We start from the raw sequence: 20,218 nt of genomic DNA, 5'->3' as shown, positions 1-20,218 counted from the left end.
TGCCTCAGCGCGCCGGTGCAGGCCAGCGAGATCCGAGCCGTCCCTGCATCCATCCCATCACCGCACGCGGCAGGCCGCGCACATCGCCGGGCGGCTGCCCCGCCGGGAAACCGACATGCCCGCCGCCATCCGGCTGCCACAGCGTCACCTGCGACCCGACTTCGTGGACACCGGGCAGGCTCTGCGCAGGAACGAACGGATCGTTGCGGGCGTTGATGACCAGTGCGGGAATGCGGATCTCGGCCAGACGCGGCTTGGCGGAAGCGCGGCGCCAGTAGTCCTCGGTGTCACGGTAGCCGTGCAGCGGGGCGGTGAACAGGTTGTCGAAGGTGTAGAGGTCACGCGCCTGGCGCAACTGCTCGGCGTCGAACAGGCCGGGATGCTGCGCCAGCTTGGCGAGCGCCTTGGGCTTCATGGTGCGCAGGAACATCGGCGTGTAGAGGTAGCGGTTCAGGCCACGCCCGATCGCGTGGCCGGCTGCGGCCAGGTCGATCGGCGAGCAGACCGACGCCACGGCCTGCACCACCCTGCCCGCCTGGGAGCCCGATTCCTGCGCCCACCGCAACAACGCATTGCCACCCAGCGAAACACCGACCGCGACGACCGGCCCTCCGCCGCCATGCGCCGCACAGACCCTGTCCAGCATCCAGCCTATCTCGACATGGTCGCCGGAGTGGTAGGCCCGCGGGGCCAGGTTCAGCTCGCCCGAACAGCCACGGAAATGCGGCACCGCGTAGCACCAGCCATGGCGGCGGGCCCAGTCGGCGAAGGCCAGCGCATAGTGGCTGCGCGAGGAGCCTTCCAGTCCGTGGAACAGCACCAGCAGACCCCGGCCCGCGCCTGATCCACCCGCGGCTCCTGACGCACCGACCGGCAGCCCGGCGTCCAGCCAGTCGATGTCCACGAAGTCCGCGTCCGGCGTCGTGTGGCGCTGGCGGCGGTAGACGATCGGGTGTGCAGGATCGTGGCTGCGCGAGAACAACGCCGGCCAGACGGTCTGCGCCTGGCCGCCAGGCAGCCAGACCGGGGCAGGGTCGAGCGTCAATTCAGTGCAGCGTCGAGGGCTCGTCGCTGAACTCCTGCACCTGGCGCGGACTGCCGGGGCTGGCGTGGTGGGCGAGCAGGCGCCAGCCCTGTGGGGTCTTCACGAAGATGTTGGTGGCCAGCACATAGGCCCGCTGCGGCCCCTCGGGCGTGGCCATGCGGATCTCTTCGAGGACATGGTGCACGGCAAAGCCCCCCGCCACGATGCGGCGCACCTGCGAGATGCGCGCGTCGACACTGCCGTTGGCGAACAGGCTCTCGAACGCCGAGCGAATCGCCTGCGCCCCGACCAGCCGCGGCCCGCCTGGGTGGATGCAGGCGATGTCCTCGTCGTCCGACCAGACGGACATCACCCGGTCGAGATCCGCATGCTGCAGCGCTTCGTAGAACTGCGCTTCGGTCTCGTCGGGGGTGGCCATCAGGGAGGCCTGCAAGGGTTTGACGCGGGGCATGGAGGTCCTGGCAGAGCCGGCGGTGTTATCGGAAGACGACCGTCTTGCGGCCGTTGAGCAGTACGCGGTGCTCGACATGCCAGCGCACGGCACGCGCCAGCACCACGCATTCCACATCGCGTCCGACCGCAGTGAAGTCCTCGGGGCTCAGCGTATGGTCGACGCGCTCGACGTCCTGCTCGATGATCGGACCTTCGTCCAGATCGGCGGTGACGTAGTGCGCGGTGGCACCGATCAGCTTCACGCCACGTTCGTGCGCCTGGTAGTAGGGCTTGGCCCCCTTGAAGCTGGGCAGGAAGCTGTGGTGGATGTTGATGGCACGGCCCTGCAGGAAGGTGCAGAACTCGGGACTGAGGATCTGCATGTAGCGCGCCAGCACCACGAGGTCGATCTCCTCGCGGGTGAAGAGCGCCTCGATCTGCTGTTCCTGCTCGCGCTTGGCGGCCGCGCTGCTGCCGGTGGGCAGCGGCAGGTGGTGGAAGGCGATGCCGTAACTGGCGGCCAGTTCGGCAAATTCGGGATGGTTCGAGACGATGGCGGGGATGTCCACCGCGAGCTGCCCGCTCTTCCAGCGGAACAGCAGGTCATTGAGGCAGTGACCGTGCTTGCTGACCATCAGCATCAGGCGCGGCTTGCGCGCCAGGCTGCGGACCTGCGCGGTCATGCCGAACTGCTGGCGGGTGTGGCTGAACAGGCGGTCGAGCGTAGCCGCGTCGCCGAGGTGCTCGGGCGCGTCGAAGTGGACGCGCATGAAGAACAGCCCGGTCGCGTCCTCGCCGAGGACGTCGCCGAACTGCTGCGAGTCGATGATGTTGCAGCCCGCCTGGTAGAGCAGGCCAGAGACGGCGTGGACGATGCCCTTGGCATCGGGGCACGAGAGGGTGAGGACAAAGTCGCGTTGCATCGGCATGGTGGGCCGGATTCTACGCAGCCACCATGGTGCGCGTGTGGCCTCTAGAATCCGCCGACTTCGACGAGGGCCCGTGAATGGCAGCAACTCCCCCAGAACGTGCGCAGGAATTGGCAGATCTCCTCGCCAGAACGGGTCTGGGTGACCGAGCAGCCTTTTCCGCCCTCTACCAGCGCACCAGCGCGCATCTGCTCGGGGTGATCCTGCGTATTCAACGGCAGAGAGATCTGGCCGAAGATCTCCTCCAGGAGGTCTACGTGAACGTCTGGCGCAGTGCGTCGAGCTTCGACGCCGGCCGCGCGCAGGCGCTGACCTGGCTGTCCAGCGTGGCGCGCCACCGCGCCATCGACAGCCTGCGCCGGCGCCAGACCGAACCGGACACCGTCAGCACCCACCGCCCAGGGAGGGAGGATGAGGAAGACCGCGACATGTTGCAGGAGTTTGTCTCCGATGATCCCGATCCCCAGACGCTGTTCAGCAACGCCGTCGAAGCCCGTGCCGTGCGGGTCTGCATGGACGCCCTGAGCGCCGACCAGAAGCAGAGCCTGGCGCTGGCCTTCTACCAGGGCCTGTCGCACGCCGAGGTGGCCGAACAGATGACGCAGCCGCTGGGCAGCGTGAAGAGCTGGGTACGCCGGGGCCTGCTGGCGCTGCGCAGTTGCCTGGAACGCGCCGGCTTCGGCGGGGACACCGGGCCCGCCGTCATCACCGTCCACGGACCACGGGGTTGAACCATGGACTACAGCCGCCGTGAACTGAGCGATCGCCTGGCCGCCGAATATGTGCTGGGCACCCTCCAGGGTGGCGCGCGCCGCCGCTTCGAAGCCCTGCTGCCGGCGCACCCCGGATTGCGCAGCGCCGTCTGGCGCTGGCAAGACCGGCTGGTGCCGCTGACCGCGAGCGTGCCGCCGGTCACCCCATCGGCCGCCGTGTGGCGCGGCATCGAACAACGGATCTTCGGCGAGACGGCGACAGCGGATGCCGCCACCTCGGTGCAGCAGCGCATCACCCGCTGGTGGGAGCGGCTCGGGCTCTGGCAGGGCCTGGCCGGGGCCGCCAGCCTGGCCACGCTGGCCCTGGCCGTGGCGCTGAGCCTGCCCGGCCCGGTGCAGCCACCGGTCGTCGTGGTGATGGGCACCGAGCAGGGACCGGCGAGCTTTGTCGCCAGCGTCGGCGCCGATGGCCGCAGTCTGGTGCTCAAGCCGCTGGCGGGTGTGACGGTGACGGCTGCACAGGCGCTGGAGCTGTGGGCCGTGCCGCCGAAGGGCGCGCCGCGCTCGCTGGGACTGGTGTCGAACAAGGGCGCCACCACCGTGCTGCGCGAGCACCTGCTGCAGGGCACCGCTGCATTCGCCGTCAGCGTGGAGCCGACCGGCGGATCACCGACCGGCGCGCCGACCGGGCCGGTCGTCTCGGTGGGTCACCTGGAACTCTGAGGCGCAGCGGTCGCCGCCTCGACCCGCGCCCACAGCGCCCGGCGGACCCGCTCGGGCGCCACTTCGGCGAGGCAGCGCGTGTGGCCGAGCGGACAGACCCGCTCGAAGCACGGTGCGCAGGCCAGCTTCAGTTCTTCCTTCAGCCAGACCACTTCGGCGCGTGCGTTCAGCGGCGGGGTGTGTTCGGGGCTGGTCGAGCCGAAGACGGCGACCTGCGGCAGACCGAAGGCCGCTCCGACGTGCATCAGGCCTGAATCGTTGCTGACCAGTCCGCGGGCGCCGGCAATCAGCGCCATCGCGGCATCGAGCGAGGTCTTGCCAGCCAGCACGAGGCAGCCTGCGCCGGCCTGGCGGGCGATGTCCTCGGCCAGCGCCGCCTCCTTGCCCGAGCCGAGCAGGACGACCGGCTGGCCGCTGTCCTCGTGCAGCGTGCGGGCCAGGTCGGCATAGTGCGCGGCGGGCCAGCACTTGGCGGGGCCGTACTCCGCGCCGGGGGCCAGCACCCAGTAGGCGCCGGTCTGCAGACCATGGGTCCGCAGGACCGCCGCGACCCGCTCGACCGGCAGGTGCATCACCGGATGGGTGGGGGCAGGCGTCACCGACGCGCCCTTCCCGGCCAGCGCACGGTAGAACGCCACCATCGGCGGACGCTGTTCCACGGGCGCCGGTCGGCGGTCGTTGAGCAGCAGGTAGCGCCCCTCGCCGTGGTAGCCGACGCGGTGCGGGATGCGGGCGAACCACGGCAGCAGCGCCGACTTGAGCGAGTTGGGCAGCACGTAGGCATGCTCGAAACGCCCTTGCCATGACCGGCCCAGCGCACGCCGGGCCTGCCAGTCGAGACGACCGTGCGCGAACGGCAGGTCGATCACCTCGGCCACCTCCGGCATCGCCCGGTAGACCGGCGACACCCAAGGCAGCGCCGCCACGCTCAGCACCTCGCCGCGGGCAGCCAGTGCAGCGACCAGCGGCTGGCTCATCACCGCGTCGCCGATCCACTGCGGCGCGATGATCAGCGACCGGTTCATGTCGGGCAGGGAGAACGGCTCAGTGGTGCGAGTGGATCTTCTCGCCCGCCTTCAGGCGGTAGACCGTGCCGCAGTAGGCGCACTTGCCTTCGCCGCTGTGGCTCAGGTCGATGTAGACCCGGGGGTGGTTGCTCCACAGGGCCTGCTTCGGGTTCGGGCAGAACACGACGCCCGGGCCGTGCAGGTCCGAGGCCAGCACTTCCACGACGGCAGCAGCTTGTTTGGTTTCACTCATGACTTGGATCTCCTCGAATCAGCGCAGACAGGCTCAGACTGGCTCAGACCGGGGTCAGCCACTCGGCGTATTTGGGATTGCGGCCACCGACGATGTCGAAGAAGGCCGCCTGGATCTTCTCGGTGATCGGGCCACGCGCGCCGCAGCCGAGTTCGATCCGGTCGAGTTCGCGGATCGGGGTGACTTCCGCGGCGGTGCCGGTGAAGAAGGCCTCGTCGCAGATGTAGACCTCGTCGCGGGTGATGCGCTTTTCCACCACCTTCAGGCCCAGGTCGGCGCAGATCGAGAAGATCGTGTTGCGCGTGATGCCGTTGAGGGCGCCGGCCGACAGGTCGGGCGTGTAGACGACGCCGTTCTTGATGACGAACAGGTTCTCCCCCGCGCCTTCCGAGACGAAGCCGTTCGCGTCGAGCAGCATCGCCTCGTCGTAGCCGTCCTCGGTCGCTTCCATGTTGGCCAGGATCGAGTTGGTGTAGTTGCTGACCGCCTTGGCCTGCGTCATCGTGATGTTGACGTGGTGGCGGGTGTAGCTGCTGATCTTGACGCGGATGCCACGCTTCAGACCCTCTTCGCCCAGATAGGCGCCCCACGGCCAGGCGGCGACCATCAGGTGCACGGTGTTGCCCTTGGGGCTGACGCCGAGCTTTTCCGAGCCGATCCAGGTCAGCGGACGCAGGTAGCAGCTCTCCAGCTGGTTCTCGCGCACGACCGCCTTCTGCGCCTCCATCACCTCCTCGAAGGAGAACGGGATCTTCATGCGCAGGATCTTGGCGCTGTTGAACAGGCGCTCGGTGTGCTCGCGCAGGCGGAAGATCGCCGTGCCGTCCGGCGTCTTGTAGGCCCGCACGCCCTCGAAGGCGCCGCAGCCGTAGTGCAGCGTGTGGGACAGGACGTGGATCTTGGCGTCGCGCCAGTCCACCAGTTGTCCGTCCATCCAGATCTTTCCGTCTCGGTCGTGCATCGACATGGTGATTTCTTGCCTACGTGGGCTACAGGTCGGGGTGCGAGATTGTACGGGTCGAGAGCTTGAAGTTCACCATGGCACGCAGCCGATTGGGCGCCACCGGACGGGCCAGCAGGTGGAGATCCGCCTCGCCAGGCGGGACCGCTTCGCCTTCGCCATCGCTGAGCAAGACCGCCGGCAGCGCTCCGCCAAACACCAGGCGCAGGGCCCGGACGAGGTCGATGCCGCTGCGCTCGTGCGGCGGCAGGCGCCCGACCACCAGCAGGTCCGGCACACGCGCCTGGCTGGCGGCCCAGTCGAGCACGGTCGGCGCATCGGCAAAGGCGCTGACCAGCGCTCCCCAGGCCTGCAGCATCGCGCCAGGGCTGTCCGGCCCGACATCCAGCTCCGCCCCCACCAGCAGCACATGGCGCCCGGCCAAGGTCGGACTGACCCAGGTCGGCACCACGCTGGCTGGAGCAGGCGGCGCCTCGCCCGCCGCAGGCATGGCCATGGGGGGCAGCAGCAGGCTGAAGACCGTGCCATGCCCAGGACGCGAGCGCACACTGAGGGGCGCCTTCAGCAGCTCCGACAGGCGCCGCACGATCGCCAGCCCGAGCCCCAGCCCCTTGCGCGGCGACTGGTCCGGCCCGCTGGGTGCGCGCACCTGGTAGAACTCGTCGAAGATGCTCGGCAGGAGCCGCGGATCGATGCCGACCCCGGTGTCCCACACCTGCAGCAGCAGCAGATCACCCCGCACCCGGCAGCTCACCAGCAGACCGCCATCCTCGGTGTAGCGGATCGCGTTGGACACCAGGTTGCGCAGGATGCGCTCGACCAGCAGCGGATCCGTGCGCACCGCGTGGCGCCCGCCCACGAAGTCGAGCCCCAATCCCTTGTCGAAGGCCTGCGGCTCGAAGTGCAGCTTCAGCCGGGCATAGACCTCGCGCATGTGGAACCATTTCGGTTCGACCACGATGGCACCGCTGTCGATGCTGGTGAGGTCGAGCAGCTTGTCGAACAGCGCCTCCAGCGCATCGACCGAGGCGCCGATGCTGGTGATGGTCGGCTCCAGCGCGGCGTCCCGGTTGCGCAGCCGCAAGGATTCGGTGAACAGCACCAGGGCATGCAGGGGCTGGCGCAGGTCGTGGCTGGCGGCGATGAAGAACTGGGTGCGGGCCAGGGTCGCCGCTTCGGCGTCGAGGCGGGCCTGGTCGGCGATGTCCTTTTCGGCGGCCAGCTGGGCGGCCAGCCGCTCGGACCGGTGCTTGTAGAGCAGCAGACGGGTGAAGCTCTGGCGCTGGTGGTGCCCCACCAGCACGACCCCCAGGAACACACCCGCCACCGCCAGCGTGTCCGCCCATGGAGCGGCGGCCGAGGTGGCGAAGAACTGCCAACAGGTGGCCAGCCCCATCAGGGCGATGCCGACCAGCGTGGTGCCATGCCCCGCAGCAGCCGAGCCGATGCACAGGCAGGCCAGCAGCGCGATCAGACCGGCACGCTGCAGCTCGGTCCCCAGCGGATAGAGCCAGACCATGGCCAGCGACCACACCACCGCGCACAGCAGCGTCGACAGCTCCCAGCGGCGGCGCCAGCCCGTCCAGTCGGCGACCTGGGGCGCCGGCTGGGTCCGGTAGCAGCGGTAGAGCCGCCAACGCCAGCCCAGCGCCAGGACGGCCAGCAGGAGCCAGCCGGCCAGGATGTCGGGCACGGGCGACTCCGGCATCACCAGGAACAGCGCCGCGATCACCACCACGCCCATCGCCTGGCCGACCACACTGGCGGGCAGCTGGGCATAGAGGCTGCCGACACGGTCGGCCAGCACATCCGACGCCGGGTCGAGCGGCACCATGCGCACCCCCGCCGTCAGCGCAAGATTGCGCCGCGCCGCGGCGCGCCGCCGGCAGCATCGCCCTCGGGCAGGTGCAGGCGGCCGATGGCCAGCACCGCCTGGGTGCGCGAGTTCACACCCAGCGTGCGCAGCACCGCCGCGACATGGTCCTTGACGGTCTCGACCGAAATGGCAAGGTCACGCGCGATCATCTTGTTGGACTTGCCGTCCAGCAGCAGCTCCAGCACCTCCCGCTGGCGCGGGGTCATGCCCAGGCGCTGGAGCGAGGCATCCCGCTCCGCCCGCACGCTGACGCGGCGTGGATCGAAGCGGCGGCTACCGAGGGTGTGCCGGTCATCCTCGACCGCGGCGCTCTGCGAGCCGGGCAGCAGCGACCCGACACCCGGACTCGACAAGCCGTTCGCCAGCGCCAGGGGGAGGGCCGAGTCGCCCAGCTTGAGCGTCATGGGCGGCACATAGATGCCCCCTGACATGACCAGGTGCAGCGCCTCGAACAGCAGCTCGTTGCTGGCCCGTTTGGGCACGAAGCCCATGGCACCGGAGTCGATGGCCCGGATCACGTCGCTGGCCCGGTCGGAAGCGGACACGACCACCACCGCAAGCGCCGGATAGCCCATGCGCAGTTCGGTCAGCAGGTCGAAGCCGCTGGCGTCGTCGAGCTGCAGGTCGAGCAGCACCAGATCGAAATCGGAATCCTGCCGCAGCAGTTCGCGGCACTCCGCCGCCGTCTCGACGCCAATGGCCTCGACATTGGGGCGCAGACCCAGGATCACGCTCTGCATGGCCGACAGGATCAGCGGATGGTCATCGATCAGCAGCACCTTCATCGAACGCTCCCGGGAGAACCGCAAGTGCCATGCACCCGCTCGGCGACCCGCCTGGTGGGCTGATGGTAGCGGCACCCTCAGCCGCGCATCGTCGATCCATGTCCCCCAAAAGTGGGAGGCCCGCAGGCCCCGTCAGCCCGACCTGTTGCCCTGTTCACCACAATCTGCAACGGAATGAAAAACTTTGCAATACATCAATATTCAACATGGTACCATCCCCCGAATAAGTGTAATTTAGCGCAATTTTGCCAAATTTAACCGGTTTTAGCAGACTTATCGCCGATGAACCGTCCGCAATCCGACCATGACTACCACCTGCGCCACCGATGCTCCCCGCAATGGCGCCCCTTCCTGGGGGCGTTGTCGCAGGAGCTGAACAGCCGGATCGAGGCAGAGCAGGCGCGGGCCCTCATGCGCCGACTGGGCGCCGCGATGGCCCGCAGCGCGCCGCTGCCCGCGCTGGAGTTGCTGCCCGACCTCGAAGCCGCGATGAACCGCGTCTGGTCCGACATGCACTGGGGCTGGGTGGAACTCAACGACACCGATGAGGCGCTGAGAATTGTCCACCACTGCGCCCCCATCGAAGCCGCCTTCGGGACCGGCAGCCGCGCCTGGTCGCCGGCCGTCCTGGAGGGCGCCTATGAGCAGTGGCTGCGTGCGGCGGGCGCAGGCGACCGGCTGCGTGTGCAGCAGATCGCCATCGACAGCACCAGCATCGAGCCCCTCTACGTTTTCGCCCTGGCCGCCTGACCGGGCGCGTCAAGTCCCAGTTGTCCTGCAGCCGCAAGAGCCTTCCCATGACCAACGGTGACGACATCCACAACCTGCTCAAGACGCTGGGCCACGACGCCGGCATCTACCAGGACCTGGCCAAGTACAACGCCGCTCGGGCAGCCGTGCGGCGTGCGGCGATGGGGCGGCCTGCCGAGCCGCTGGCCACCCCCGCTGCCTCGGCCCAGGCCCCGGCGGCGCCAACAGCCCCCGCTGCGGCGGCGTCCCCGGCGGGTGGTGTGCCGCGCGTGCTGCGCCTGGGGCCGGATGCGCACAACGGGATATCCTCGGTCACCTCCATCCTGAACCGGCTGGCCAGCCCGCACGACACCGCCACGGTGCCGGGCCCGGGGGCCGGCCAGCCAGCCGCACGCTCCCCCACGCCGGCGGCCACACCGCAGCCGGTCCGGCTGGACCGCCTGTTCGGGCGCCTCGCCAGCCGCCCGGCCGACCCGCTGGGCCGCTGACCCCGCCGCCTGTCGCCGGACCTGCCGGCGACGGCCTCCGACGGACACGCTGCTGCCTGTCTGTCTGTACATCCGACCTTCCTCCCTGCCATGGCCGAATCGCCGGATCTGTCCTCTCCCTCCCTTGCGGGCCGCACACCGCTGCCGCCGGCTGGCGCGCGCCGCACGGCCGGCTGGCACTGGGACACCTGGGAATACCGCGCCCTGCAGCTCGCCATGCTGCTCAGCGGACTGCTGCTGATGGTCACGGTCATTTCCGTGCCGCTCGGGCTGTGGGAACAGGTGGTCTTCGGCGTGCTGTGTTTCCTGTGTGCCATTCTGCTGAACCGCAGACCCGGCCGTTTCGTGACGCTGCTGCTGACCTTCATCTCGCTGACCGTCTCCAGCCGCTACCTCTACTGGCGCATCACCGAGACGATGCAGATGGACAGCAGCCTGGACCTGTTCTTCGGCAGCGGCCTGATCGCCGCCGAGGTCTATGCCTGGCTGGTGCTGGTGCTGGGCTTCTTCCAGACCATCTGGCCGCTGGAGCGCCGCCCGGTGGCGCTGACCATGCCGGTGGAGGACTGGCCGACGGTCGACATCTTCATCCCGACCTACAACGAGCCGCTGAAGGTGGTCAAGCCGACCGTGCTGGCCGCGATGGCGATGGACTGGCCGCTCGACAAGCTGCGCATCCACCTGCTCGACGACGGCCGGCGCGAGGAGTTCCGCGACTTCGCCGAGGAGGTCGGCATCGAGTGGGTGATCCGCAGCGACAACCGCCATGCCAAGGCCGGCAACATCAACGCCGCGCTGTCGCACACCGACGGTGAATATGTCGCCATCTTCGACTGCGACCACATCCCGACACGCTCCTTCCTGCAGATGACGCTGGGCTGGTTCTACAAGGATCCCAAGCTGGCGATGCTGCAGACGCCGCACCATTTCTTCTCGCCCGACCCCTTCGAGCGCAACCTCGACACCTTCGGCAACGTGCCCAACGAGGGCGAGCTGTTCTACGGGCTGGTCCAGGACGGCAACGACTTCTGGAACGCCACCTTCTTCTGTGGCTCGTGCGCGGTATTGCGCCGGGACATGCTGATGGCCGTCGGCGGCGTGGCGGTGGAGACGGTGACGGAGGACGCCCACACCGCGCTGAAATTGCACCGCAAGGGCTGGAACACGGCCTACATCGGCATCCCGCAGGCCGCCGGGCTGGCCACCGAAAGCCTGTCTGCCCACGTCGGCCAGCGCATCCGCTGGGCGCGTGGCATGGCACAGATCTTCCGCACCGACTGCCCGCTGTGGGGCAAGGGGCTGAGCTGGGCGCAGCGGCTGTGCTACTCGAACGCGATGCTGCATTTCTTCTACGGGCTGCCCCGGCTGGTGTTCCTGACGGCACCGCTGGCCTACCTGTTCTTCGAGGCCCACGTCATCCACGCCTCGGCGGTGATGATCGCGGCGATGGCGCTGCCCCACCTGGTGCACGCCAACCTCGTCAACTCGCGCACCCAGGGCAAGTTCCGGCACTCGTTCTGGGCCGAGGTCTATGAAGCCGTGCTGGCCTGGTACATCTTCCGCCCGACCATGCTGGCGCTGATCGACCCCAAGGCTGGCAGCTTCAACGTCACCGCCAAGGGCGGCTACATCGAGCGCGACTTCTTCGACTGGGGCATCGCGCGGCCGTATGTGGTGCTGCTGTCGCTGAACCTGATCGGGTTCGTGGTCGGGGTGGCGCGGCTGTTCTGGTGGAACACGCACGAGCTGGACACGGTGCTGCTGAACATGCTGTGGACCATCTACAACCTCGTGATCCTGGGCGCGGCGGCGGCGGCCGCTTCGGAAACCCGCCAGGTGCGCAAGTCGCACCGGGTCCAGTTCGGCATCCCGGCCCGCATGGAGACCGAGGACGGCCGCGTCTGGCACGTCGAGACCGAGGACTTCTCCGAAGGCGGCCTGCGGGTGCGCCTGCCGCCCGGCGTGATGCTGGAGGAGCAGACCGCCGTGACGCTGGCGCTGCTGCGGGGTGACCACGCCGCGCTGTTCTCGGCGCGCATCGTCTTCCGCCAGGGCGAGCACCACGGCCTGCGCTTCGACCCGATGACGCTGCAGCAGCAGATGGACCTGGTGGAGATCACCTTCGCCCGCGCCGACGCCTGGATCGACCACGCCGCCCGCCACGCGCCGGACCGGCCGTTCCAGGCCCTGCGCCAGATCGTCGGCCTGGGTGTGCGGGGTTGCGCGAAGGTGTTCGGCTGGAAGCCGAAGCCGCCCGCCAGACCGGCCAGCAAGCCCGCGGCACCGCCCGCCGAATCCACCCCTGTGCGCGCCTGACCATGAAGCGGACCGACTCCACCACCCCCTCCGCCACCACTGTCCGGCCCGGCGTCCGCGCAGCCCTCGCCGCGCTGCTCGCGCTGACCCTGGGCCTCGGCGCCGCACACGCCGCCGCGCCAGGCCGCGACCTGGTGCTTCCCTTCTCTCAGATGGGCCAGCGCGAGGCGGTGATGCTCAAGCGTGGCCACTCGCGCCACCAGTTCCCCTTCGCCCTGCGCGCGGACGAGGTGGCGTCCTCGGCCATTCTCAAGCTCGATCTGGCCCAGTCGCCCATGCTGGCCGGACGGGCAGGGGCGCTGGAGGTGCGGCTGAACGGCGAACTGGTCAGCCGCCTGGACCCGTCCACCACGGCCGGCACGGCCAGCCGCAGCGGCAGCCACACCGTCCCGATCGACCCGCGCCTGCTGATCGACCAGAACGAGCTGACCGTCCAGTTCGCCGAACCGCTCGACTGCAGTGCCGCGGAAAGCGCTGGCCTCTGGGCCCAGATCGCGCCAAGTTCGACCCTGAACCTGGTGATGTCGCCCCTGCCGCTGGCCAACGACCTGTCGCTCCTGCCCTCCCCGTTCTTCGATCCGCGCGATCCGCGCCGCAACGAGCTGACGCTGGTGCTGTCACCGCGGGCGAGTGACGCCACGCTGCAGGCGGCCGGGAATGTGGCCTCGTGGTTCGGTGCGCTCTCGGCCTACCGCGGCGTGCGCATCCAGGCACGCGACCGGCTGCCGACCGGCCATGCCATCGTGCTCGCCACCACCGAGGACGCCCCCCCCGGCATGGTGCTGCCGCCCATCGCAGGCGCTTCGGTGACCCTGGCCACCCACCCGGACCAGCCGCACCGCAAGGTGCTCTACCTGCTCGGCCGCGACGGCGAAGAGCTGCGCCGCGCGGCCGACGCGCTGGTGCGTGGCCAGTTGCCCGGCCATGGCAGCAGCGCACTGATCGACCGCCTGACCGAAGCGGCCCCACGGCGGGCCTGGGAGGCACCCAACTGGACCCCCACCCACCGCCCGGTCCGCCTGGACGAGCTGGTGTCCACGGCCGCGCTGGTCTCGCACGATGCCCGGCCGCTGGAGGTGAGCGTGCCGATGCGCCTGCCACCCGACCTCTTCGCCTGGCGCGAACGCAAGGTGCCGATCGATCTGCGGGTGCGCTACGAGGCACGGCCGGGGGAATCGGCTGCGGCGCTGCGCGTGCGGTTCAACGGCGAAGAGCGGCTCAACGAATCGCTCGAACCCGGTGCTGCCGGACGCTGGGTCGACAAGCTCCAGCGCAGCCTGCGCGGCGAGCGCGACGAGGCCCTGACCCAGTCGGCCCGCCGCACCCTGCGCCTGCCGGTGGCCGCGCTCGGCACGCAGTCCTACGCCCGCCTGGACATGACGCTGCAGCCCGGTGTCATCGACGAGGCCTCGGAATGCGAGCGCGAAAGCCGCGCCGACGCCGCGCTGGACCGCCCGCGCAGCGTGGTCGACGGGGCCTCCACCATCGACTTCTCGGACGCGCCGCACTTCCTGCCGATGCCGGACCTGGCCGCCTTCGCCAACACCACCCACCCCTACACCCGGCTGGCCGATCTGGCGGAGACCGCCGTGGTCCTGCCGGACCAGCCCTCGCGCGAAGACCTCGACACCTTCCTGACCTTGATGGGCCGGGCGGGTGAAGCCACGGGGCTGGCCGCACGGCTGGTGCGGGTGGTGCGCGCCCGCCATGTGGGGCAGGTGACCGACCACGACCTGATCGTCATCGGCAGTGCCGGCAACCAGCGCCTGTTCGCCGACTGGGCTGGCGCCATGCCCTTCCGGGACCTGGCCGCGGCCCAGACCAGCCGCGCCGCCACACCCGCCAGCGCCCGGTCCGCAGCCGGCCTGTCGCCCGCGGACTGGACGCTGCCGGACAGCCTGCGCTGGATCCGCAGCCTCTGGGAGGACAACGAGCGGATGCCGCAGGAAACACTGTCCTTCCGCGGCACGGACCCGCAGGCGGCGCTGGTCGGCTTCGAGTCGCCGCTGGCCAGCAACCGCAGCGTGGTCGGGCTGATGGCCACCACCCCGGCCGCGCTGTCCTTCATCACCGAGGCCCTGCTCGACAGCACCCGCCTGGCGCAGATCCAGGGCCATGTGGCGCTGTTCGACGAATCCGGGCGCATCACGCCGTACAGCGCCGAGCCGACCTACGCCAGCGGCAACCTGTCCTGGGTCAGCTGGATCCGCTGGAAGCTCTCGGACCGCCCGGTGCTGATGTGGGCCGTGCTGATGCTGGGCATCCTGGTGCTGTCGGCGGTGATCTACCTGCTGCTGCAGCGCCATGCCATGCGCCGTCATGCCGGTGCATCGACCTGAGGGACCACCCCCCCTTCCGCAGCGCAGACACCTGCTGCTGCGGATCGGTGCGCTGGCGGGCGCGGCCGGCGGGCTGGTCAGCCCGGCGTGTGCCGCCCCGACCGCTGCCCCCCGCCGCCTGGTCTGTGACGACTTCGATGCGCTCTGGGCCAGCTTTGTCGGCCAGTTCCTGCAACCCGATGGCCGGGTGCTCGACCCCGACACCGAGGCCCGGGTCAGCACCTCGGAAGGCCAGTCCTACGGCATGTTCTTCGCGCTGGTGGCCAACGACCGCGTGCGCTTCGACCAGATGCTGCAGTGGACACGCCAGAACCTGTGCGCCGGCGATCTGGCCGCACGCCTGCCCGCCTGGCAATGGGGCCGCCAGCGCGACGGACGCTGGGGCGTGCTCGACCCCAATGCCGCCAGTGATGCCGACCTGTGGCTGGCCTGGACGCTGATCGAGGCCGCACGGCTGTGGAACGCGCCCGCGCTGGCCACCGAGGGCCGCGCCCTGCTGGCACGCATCCGGGCCGAGGAAGTGGTCGAGGTGCCCGGGCTCGGGACGATGCTGCTGCCCGGTCCGCAGGGATTTGTCACCGAAGACCGCCTGCTCTGGCGCTTCAACCCGAGCTATGCGCCGCTGCACCTGCTGCGCGGCCTGGCCAGCGCCGATCCGGGCGGGCCGTGGACGGTGCTGGCTGAACAGTCGGTGCGCACCCTGCCCGGCCTGGCGCCCCAGGGGCTGGCGCCGGACTGGGCCACCTGGTCGGTGCAGCATTCAGCCCCCTTGCGCGGCCGCTGGGTCGCCGACACCCAGCACGGCGACACCGGCAGCTACGACGCCATCCGCTGCTACCTCTGGGCGGGCGTGGCGCCGACCGACGATCCGCTGCGGCCCGCCCTGCTGCACGGACTGTCGGGCATGCAGCGCCACACCCGTGGCCCCAGCCTGCCCGAACGACTGTCCACCCGGACGCCTGCCAGCGCCGACCCATCGACCATCGCCCGCGGCAGCGCGCCGCCCGGCTTTGCCGCCGCGCTGCAACCCTACCTCGCGGCGCTGGGCGACTGTGCCGGTGTCCAGCACCTGGCCGAGCGCCTCGCCACCTCCTGCGCCAGCGGCACCCGCCTGCGCTACTACGACCACGCCCTGGCGCTCTTCAGCACCGGCTGGCTGCAGCAGCGCTGGCGCTGCGACCGCCACGGTCGGCTGCTGCGTGCGCCCGCCCCTTCGATCCTCCGTTGCCCGACGCCATGACGCCCCTGCCCACCTTGCCCACTGCCGCGCCAGCCCCCCTGCCCCTGCCCGACGCCTGCCCGCGCAGCGGCCCGACACCCAGCCGGATCGCCCTGGCCTGCCTGGGACTGGTGACCAGCCTGGCCGCCACCGCCGCACCACCGGCCAGCCCTGCGGCCACCCCGGCGGCCAGCACGGCAGCCACCACCGCGACCGCCAGCCCCGAGACCGGTCTGACCTCCACGGTGCAGCAGCTCATCGAGCAGGCCCGCCACTGGCAGCAGCGCGGCCGTGCGGACCTCGCCGGACAGACCTGGCAGAAGCTGCTCGGCGTCGATCCGCGCCAGCCGGACGCGCTCTACGGCCTGGCCACGCAGAGCGTCGAGGCCGGGCGTTTCGAGGAGGCCGGCGCCTACCTCCAACGGCTGCGCCAGGTGCGCCCGGACCATCCCGGCATCGGCACGCTGGCCCGGCAGGTCCAGTCCCAGTCCTCCAACAAGGCGCTGATCGCCACCGCCCGCCAGTACGCCCAAGCCGGCCAGACCGAAGCCGCGGCCAGCACCTACAAGCAGGCCCTGGGCGCCCAGCCGCCGGCCGATGACCTCGCCATCGAGTATTACCAGACCCTCGGCGGCACCCGCGAAGGCTGGGACGAGGCCAAGCGCGGACTGGAACGCCTCCAGCAGGCAACCCCCAGCCAGCACGGCCCCGCCCTGGCCCTCGCCAAGCACCTGAGCTACCGCGAGCCGACCCGCCGCGACGCCGTCCGCCGCCTGGCCGCCCTCGCCAGCCAGCCCGATGCGCCGCCGCAGATCCAGAAGGACGCCCGTGCCGCCTGGCGCCAGGCACTGGTGTGGATGGACGCACGCGGGCCGGATGCACCGCTGTTCCGCCAGTACCTCGCCGCAGCCGGCGACGATGCCGAGCTGAGCACCAAACTGGCGGAACTCGGCCAGCCCGGCAAGGCACGGGCGGCGGCCAGTGCCTCCGGCACGGCCACTGCAGCCGGGGCGGACAGCCCCCGCAAGGCGGCCCCCACGTCCACCAGTGCCACCGCCCGCCGGGCCCAGCCGGCGCCCTTGCTCGCCGTGCGCCAAGGCTTCGCGGCGCTGGACGCGGGTGATGTGAAAACGGCGACCGAGCGCTTCAACGCTGTGCTGCTGCAGCGGCCGGACGAGACCGACGCGCTGGCGGGACTCGGCATCGTGCGGATGCGCGAAGACCGCTTCACCGAGGCCAGCGAGCTGCTCGGCCGCGCCAGCGCCGCCCGCAACGGCGCACGCTGGGCGCCGGTCTACCGCTCGGCGATGCACTGGCAGGCGGTCCACGACGGCCAGGCCGCCCGCCAGGCGGGCGACCTCGACCGCGCGACCCGCCTGGCCAAGGGCGCTGTCGAGACCGATCCCAAGGAGCCGGAGGGCCAGGTGCTGCTGGGCGATCTGCTGGCCGAGCAGGGCCAGTTCCTCGGCGCCGACGCGGCCTACCGCGAGGCCTTGCGGGCCGACGCCCGCCATCCACGCGCCAACGCCGGTCTCCACCACGTGCTCGGCGCCTCGGGCCGCACCGAGCTGCAGCGCGCCCACCTGCAGCGCATGGATGCCGAGGTGCTCGCCCTTCTCGGCGGCGAGAAGGGCCTGCAGGCCGGCCAGATGCGGCTGCAGGCCGATCTGGCCCAGCAGCGCGGTGACCTGGCCGGCGCGCAGGCCTTGCTGGAGCAGGCGGTCGCCACGGCACCCGGTTCACCCTGGGTGCGGCTGTCGCTCGGCCAGCTGCTGATGCGCCAGAACCGGCCGGACGCGGCGCGGGCGCAGGTCGACGCCTTCGTGGTGCCGGCCGCGCAGCCCGGCGAAGCGCTGCTGGCGCGGGCCCTGCTGCAGTCCGAGCTGAAGGACTGGACGGGCGCGCTGCAGAGCCTGGACCAGGTGCCCGCCCGCGAGCGCAGCACGGAGATGGGTCGCCTGCAACGCCGTCTGGCCGTGCAGGCCCAGGCGGCCGACGCCATCGCACAAGCCCGCGCCGGGCAGCGCTGGCAGGCCGAAGCGCTGCTGGTCGAAGCCGAAGCCGCCGCCGGACAGGATCCCGACATGGTCGGCGCCGTGGCCGGTGCCCGGATGGAGCTGGGCGACGAGGCCCGCGCCGGGCAGCTCATCCGCGCCACGCTGGCCGCCCAGCCGCAGGCCGGCGCCGGTCTGCGGCTGCGCCATGCCGCGCTGCTGCTGCAGACCCGCCAGGATGCAGAGCTGGCCGGCGTGCTGCGCCAGCTCGCCGCGCAGCCCCTCACCGCCGGCCAGCGGCGCGACTTCGACGAGCTGCGCATCGCCCTGTCGCTGCGGCAGGCAGACCAGCTGCGCGACGGCGGCGACCTCTACAACGCCTGGGAAGCCCTGGCCCCGGTGTTGCAGGAACGCCCGCAGGAGCCGCGTCTGCAGATGGCCTTGGCGCGTCTGCACACCGCCGCAGGCGACCACGCACAGGCCCGTGCGCTCTATGAATCGGTGCTCCAGAAACAGCCGGGTCAGCTCGACGCCTGGCTCGGTCTGGCCGGCGCCGCCGATGGCCAGAAGGACAAGGACAGTGCCGCGATGGCCTTGCAGGAAGCCAGCCGCATCGCCCCGAACAGCCCTGCCGTGCTCGCCCAGTACGCCCGCCACCACCGCGCGCTCGGCCAGTTCGGCAAGGCCGCCGAGTATCTGCGCGCGGCCATCGTCGCCGAGCAGCCGCAGCGGCAGGCCAATGCCCTGCAGTGGGGCCAGGCCCGCGCGGCCGGCAATCCGTTTGCCGCCCATGCCGCGGATGGCCGTGCCCGCACGCTGGTCGCCGGTGGCCTGCCGGCCCTGGTGACACCACTGGCCAGTCTGGACCTCGACCAGCTGCCCCCCACCGGCGCCGGCCTGCCCAGCGCACGTGTCGGCGGCGAAAGTGCGGTGAGCCGGTCGCAGCGCTGGCGCGATCCGGTCCCGGTGGCGGCCGCGGCCGCAGCGGCGCAGCCGAACATCCTGCTCGCCCAGGCCGCCCCGGTCCCGCCCCTGTCCGCTCCACGTCCAGCACTGCCCGCCCGTCCCCTGCGGGCCACCCGCACGCTCGGCGATGAACTCTCCGAGGTCCAGATCGAACAAGGGCGCACCAGCCTGGAGACGGCCGGCGTGATCCGCTCCCGCAGTGGCGAGGCCGGTCTGGGCCAGCTCGACCTGGTGCAGACGCCGATCGAGGGCCGCAAGACCATCGAGGACGTCGGACAGCTCAGCGTCCAGGTGACGCCGGTCGTCGCCAGCGCCGGACAGGTCAGCCAGGCGGCACGGTCGCGCAGCGGCACGCTGGGGCTGGATGCCACGGGCGTGACGGTCGCCCCGTCCCAGAGCGATGCGGGCGTGGGCGTGGCGGTCGCGCTGAAGACGCGCACGCTGACGGTCGATGTGGGCACCACCCCGATCGGCTTCGCCGTGACCGATGTCGTGGGCGGACTGCGCTACATCGACGAGTTCGCGCAAGGGATGACGCTGACCGTGGACGCCTCGCGCCGCGCCCTGACCGACAGCCTGCTCGCCTTCGCCGGCAGCAAGGACGAGCGCACGGGCCGGATCTGGGGCGGCGTGCGCGCCACCGGGGCACGGGTGCAGCTGGCATGGGGACAGGCCGATGTCGGTGTCTACGGCTACGGCAGCCTGCACGCGCTGACCGGCGAGCAAGTGGCCAGCAACAGCCGCGTCGAGCTGGGCACGGGCAGCTTCTGGCAGGCACAGCGCCTGGCTGACACGCAGGTCGAGGTCGGCATGAACCTCGGCTACCAGCACCACCGGCGCAACCTGAGCGGCTACACCTGGGGCCACGGTGGTTATTTCAGCCCGCAGCACCTGCTGTCGCTGACGGTGCCGGTGAACTGGCTCGGCCGCAGCGGGCGGCTGAGCTGGGGGCTGCAGGGCTCGGCCGGGCTGCAGGCCTACCGCGAGGAAGCCGCGCCCTACTTCCCGACCGACGCGGCAGCGCAGTCCACGATGGACAGCCTGGTCGCGCAACAGCGCGCCCCGGCCTCCACCTACGCCGCACGCAGCGACTCGGGACTGGTGCTGAACCTGGGCGGCGCGCTCGAATACCAGATCACCCGCCAGCTCGACATCGGCACCCGGCTCGGCCTGGAGCGCGCCGCCCAGTACACACAGGGCACGGGGTCGATCTACCTGCGCTTCAGTCTGGAGCCGCGCGGGGCGGTGAGCGGGCTGGGGCTGCAGATGCCGGGGGGGCCGACGGGGTATTGAAGCGCAACAGCCCAGTGTCGTGTCACGGCTGACTTGACGGACAGCCCGCGCGAACACCTCCCGTCATGCCCGCGAAAGCGGGCACCCACGCAGGGAAATGACGGCATTTGGCGGGCGTAGATCCTCGCA

General features: G+C 70.8%; 16 protein-coding genes. 8 read left to right on the top strand and 8 right to left on the bottom strand.

Annotated elements, in window-relative coordinates:
- Positions 1–4 precede the first annotated feature (4 nt).
- Genes U5O44_RS17375 through purU form a run of 3 tightly spaced genes read right to left on the bottom strand, consistent with a single transcriptional unit; the run spans position 5 to position 2,406 of the window.
- Positions 5–1,045 (bottom strand): YheT family hydrolase, encoded by a 1,041-nt coding sequence (locus U5O44_RS17375; protein WP_322589660.1) that lies wholly within the window; start codon positions 1,043–1,045, stop codon positions 5–7.
- A gap of 1 nt (position 1,046) precedes the next feature.
- A complete protein-coding gene (locus U5O44_RS17370) occupies positions 1,047–1,496 on the bottom strand; it encodes a YybH family protein (RefSeq protein ID WP_322589659.1) in 450 nt (149 codons plus the stop codon).
- Between the two features lie 25 nt (positions 1,497–1,521).
- Positions 1,522–2,406, bottom strand: coding sequence for a formyltetrahydrofolate deformylase (gene purU, locus U5O44_RS17365; protein WP_322589658.1), 885 nt, complete (start codon positions 2,404–2,406; stop codon positions 1,522–1,524).
- A 77-nt stretch (positions 2,407–2,483) separates the two neighbouring features.
- Here purU and U5O44_RS17360 point away from each other — a divergent pair, with 77 nt between their 5' ends.
- Positions 2,484–3,137 (top strand): sigma-70 family RNA polymerase sigma factor, encoded by a 654-nt coding sequence (locus U5O44_RS17360; protein WP_322589657.1) that lies wholly within the window; start codon positions 2,484–2,486, stop codon positions 3,135–3,137.
- A 3-nt stretch (positions 3,138–3,140) separates the two neighbouring features.
- Complete coding sequence (locus U5O44_RS17355) at positions 3,141–3,842, top strand: anti-sigma factor (RefSeq protein ID WP_322589656.1); 702 nt, start codon at positions 3,141–3,143, stop codon at positions 3,840–3,842.
- Here U5O44_RS17355 and waaF read toward each other — a convergent pair.
- Genes waaF through U5O44_RS17330 form a run of 5 tightly spaced genes read right to left on the bottom strand, consistent with a single transcriptional unit; the run spans position 3,827 to position 8,724 of the window.
- The gene (gene waaF, locus U5O44_RS17350) at positions 3,827–4,867 is read right to left on the bottom strand and encodes a lipopolysaccharide heptosyltransferase II (RefSeq protein ID WP_322589655.1); all 1,041 of its coding nucleotides are present in this window, start codon (positions 4,865–4,867) and stop codon (positions 3,827–3,829) included. The two genes, U5O44_RS17355 and waaF, sit on opposite strands and share 16 nt — an antisense overlap.
- A 19-nt stretch (positions 4,868–4,886) precedes the next feature.
- On the bottom strand, positions 4,887–5,102 hold the full coding sequence (locus U5O44_RS17345) for a zinc-finger domain-containing protein (RefSeq protein ID WP_322589654.1): 216 nt from the start codon (positions 5,100–5,102) through the stop codon (positions 4,887–4,889).
- Between the two features lie 43 nt (positions 5,103–5,145).
- Entirely contained in the window at positions 5,146–6,069 is a 924-nt protein-coding gene (locus U5O44_RS17340) for a branched-chain amino acid transaminase (protein WP_322589653.1), read from the bottom strand.
- 22 nt (positions 6,070–6,091) lie between these two features.
- The gene (locus tag U5O44_RS17335; RefSeq protein WP_322589652.1) at positions 6,092–7,897 is read right to left on the bottom strand and encodes an ATP-binding protein; all 1,806 of its coding nucleotides are present in this window, start codon (positions 7,895–7,897) and stop codon (positions 6,092–6,094) included.
- 14 nt (positions 7,898–7,911) lie between these two features.
- Positions 7,912–8,724: a response regulator transcription factor gene (locus U5O44_RS17330; RefSeq protein WP_322589651.1), complete on the bottom strand. Its 813-nt coding sequence runs from the start codon at positions 8,722–8,724 to the stop codon at positions 7,912–7,914.
- Positions 8,725–9,006: 282 nt separating this feature from the next.
- Between U5O44_RS17330 and bcsD the strand changes: the two genes are divergently transcribed.
- From bcsD to U5O44_RS17300, 6 genes are all read left to right on the top strand, one after another.
- Positions 9,007–9,474: a cellulose biosynthesis protein BcsD gene (gene bcsD, locus U5O44_RS17325; RefSeq protein WP_322589650.1), complete on the top strand. Its 468-nt coding sequence runs from the start codon at positions 9,007–9,009 to the stop codon at positions 9,472–9,474.
- Between the two features lie 47 nt (positions 9,475–9,521).
- Positions 9,522–9,962 (top strand): hypothetical protein, encoded by a 441-nt coding sequence (locus U5O44_RS17320; protein WP_322589649.1) that lies wholly within the window; start codon positions 9,522–9,524, stop codon positions 9,960–9,962.
- 90 nt (positions 9,963–10,052) lie between these two features.
- Positions 10,053–12,278, top strand: coding sequence for a UDP-forming cellulose synthase catalytic subunit (bcsA, locus tag U5O44_RS17315; RefSeq protein ID WP_322589648.1), 2,226 nt, complete (start codon positions 10,053–10,055; stop codon positions 12,276–12,278).
- A gap of 2 nt (positions 12,279–12,280) precedes the next feature.
- Positions 12,281–14,617 carry a cellulose biosynthesis cyclic di-GMP-binding regulatory protein BcsB gene (locus U5O44_RS17310; protein WP_322589647.1) on the top strand — a complete coding sequence of 779 codons (2,337 nt, stop codon included), beginning with the start codon at positions 12,281–12,283 and terminating at the stop codon, positions 14,615–14,617.
- On the top strand, positions 14,583–15,857 hold the full coding sequence (gene bcsZ / locus U5O44_RS17305; RefSeq protein WP_322589646.1) for a cellulose synthase complex periplasmic endoglucanase BcsZ: 1,275 nt from the start codon (positions 14,583–14,585) through the stop codon (positions 15,855–15,857). The genes U5O44_RS17310 and bcsZ overlap by 35 nt, the downstream gene beginning before the upstream one ends.
- The gene (locus U5O44_RS17300) at positions 15,854–20,089 is read left to right on the top strand and encodes a cellulose biosynthesis protein BcsC (protein WP_322589645.1); all 4,236 of its coding nucleotides are present in this window, start codon (positions 15,854–15,856) and stop codon (positions 20,087–20,089) included. Before bcsZ ends, U5O44_RS17300 begins: the two co-directional genes overlap by 4 nt.
- Positions 20,090–20,218 lie beyond the last annotated feature (129 nt).

Source organism: Sphaerotilus sp. (genome assembly GCF_034519685.1).
Lineage (GTDB): Bacteria > Pseudomonadota > Gammaproteobacteria > Burkholderiales > Burkholderiaceae_C > Sphaerotilus.
Note: the sequence above shows the minus strand (reverse complement) of the source record. Positions and strands in the feature narration are given on the sequence as shown.

What these genes read in the sequence shown, in the direction of transcription:
- U5O44_RS17320 (WP_322589649.1), top strand. Translation starts at nt 9,522, where the DNA reads ATGACCAACGGTGACGACATCCACAACCTGCTCAAGACGCTGGGCCAC.
- bcsZ (WP_322589646.1), top strand. Translation starts at nt 14,583, where the DNA reads ATGCCATGCGCCGTCATGCCGGTGCATCGACCTGAGGGACCACCCCCC.
- U5O44_RS17340 (WP_322589653.1), bottom strand. Translation starts at nt 6,069, where the DNA reads ATGTCGATGCACGACCGAGACGGAAAGATCTGGATGGACGGACAACTG.
- U5O44_RS17345 (WP_322589654.1), bottom strand. Translation starts at nt 5,102, where the DNA reads ATGAGTGAAACCAAACAAGCTGCTGCCGTCGTGGAAGTGCTGGCCTCG.
- bcsA (WP_322589648.1), top strand. Translation starts at nt 10,053, where the DNA reads ATGGCCGAATCGCCGGATCTGTCCTCTCCCTCCCTTGCGGGCCGCACA.
- U5O44_RS17300 (WP_322589645.1), top strand. Translation starts at nt 15,854, where the DNA reads ATGACGCCCCTGCCCACCTTGCCCACTGCCGCGCCAGCCCCCCTGCCC.
- U5O44_RS17355 (WP_322589656.1), top strand. Translation starts at nt 3,141, where the DNA reads ATGGACTACAGCCGCCGTGAACTGAGCGATCGCCTGGCCGCCGAATAT.
- U5O44_RS17330 (WP_322589651.1), bottom strand. Translation starts at nt 8,724, where the DNA reads ATGAAGGTGCTGCTGATCGATGACCATCCGCTGATCCTGTCGGCCATG.
- U5O44_RS17335 (WP_322589652.1), bottom strand. Translation starts at nt 7,897, where the DNA reads ATGGTGCCGCTCGACCCGGCGTCGGATGTGCTGGCCGACCGTGTCGGC.
- purU (WP_322589658.1), bottom strand. Translation starts at nt 2,406, where the DNA reads ATGCCGATGCAACGCGACTTTGTCCTCACCCTCTCGTGCCCCGATGCC.
- U5O44_RS17360 (WP_322589657.1), top strand. Translation starts at nt 2,484, where the DNA reads ATGGCAGCAACTCCCCCAGAACGTGCGCAGGAATTGGCAGATCTCCTC.
- bcsD (WP_322589650.1), top strand. Translation starts at nt 9,007, where the DNA reads ATGAACCGTCCGCAATCCGACCATGACTACCACCTGCGCCACCGATGC.
- waaF (WP_322589655.1), bottom strand. Translation starts at nt 4,867, where the DNA reads ATGAACCGGTCGCTGATCATCGCGCCGCAGTGGATCGGCGACGCGGTG.
- U5O44_RS17310 (WP_322589647.1), top strand. Translation starts at nt 12,281, where the DNA reads ATGAAGCGGACCGACTCCACCACCCCCTCCGCCACCACTGTCCGGCCC.
- U5O44_RS17370 (WP_322589659.1), bottom strand. Translation starts at nt 1,496, where the DNA reads ATGCCCCGCGTCAAACCCTTGCAGGCCTCCCTGATGGCCACCCCCGAC.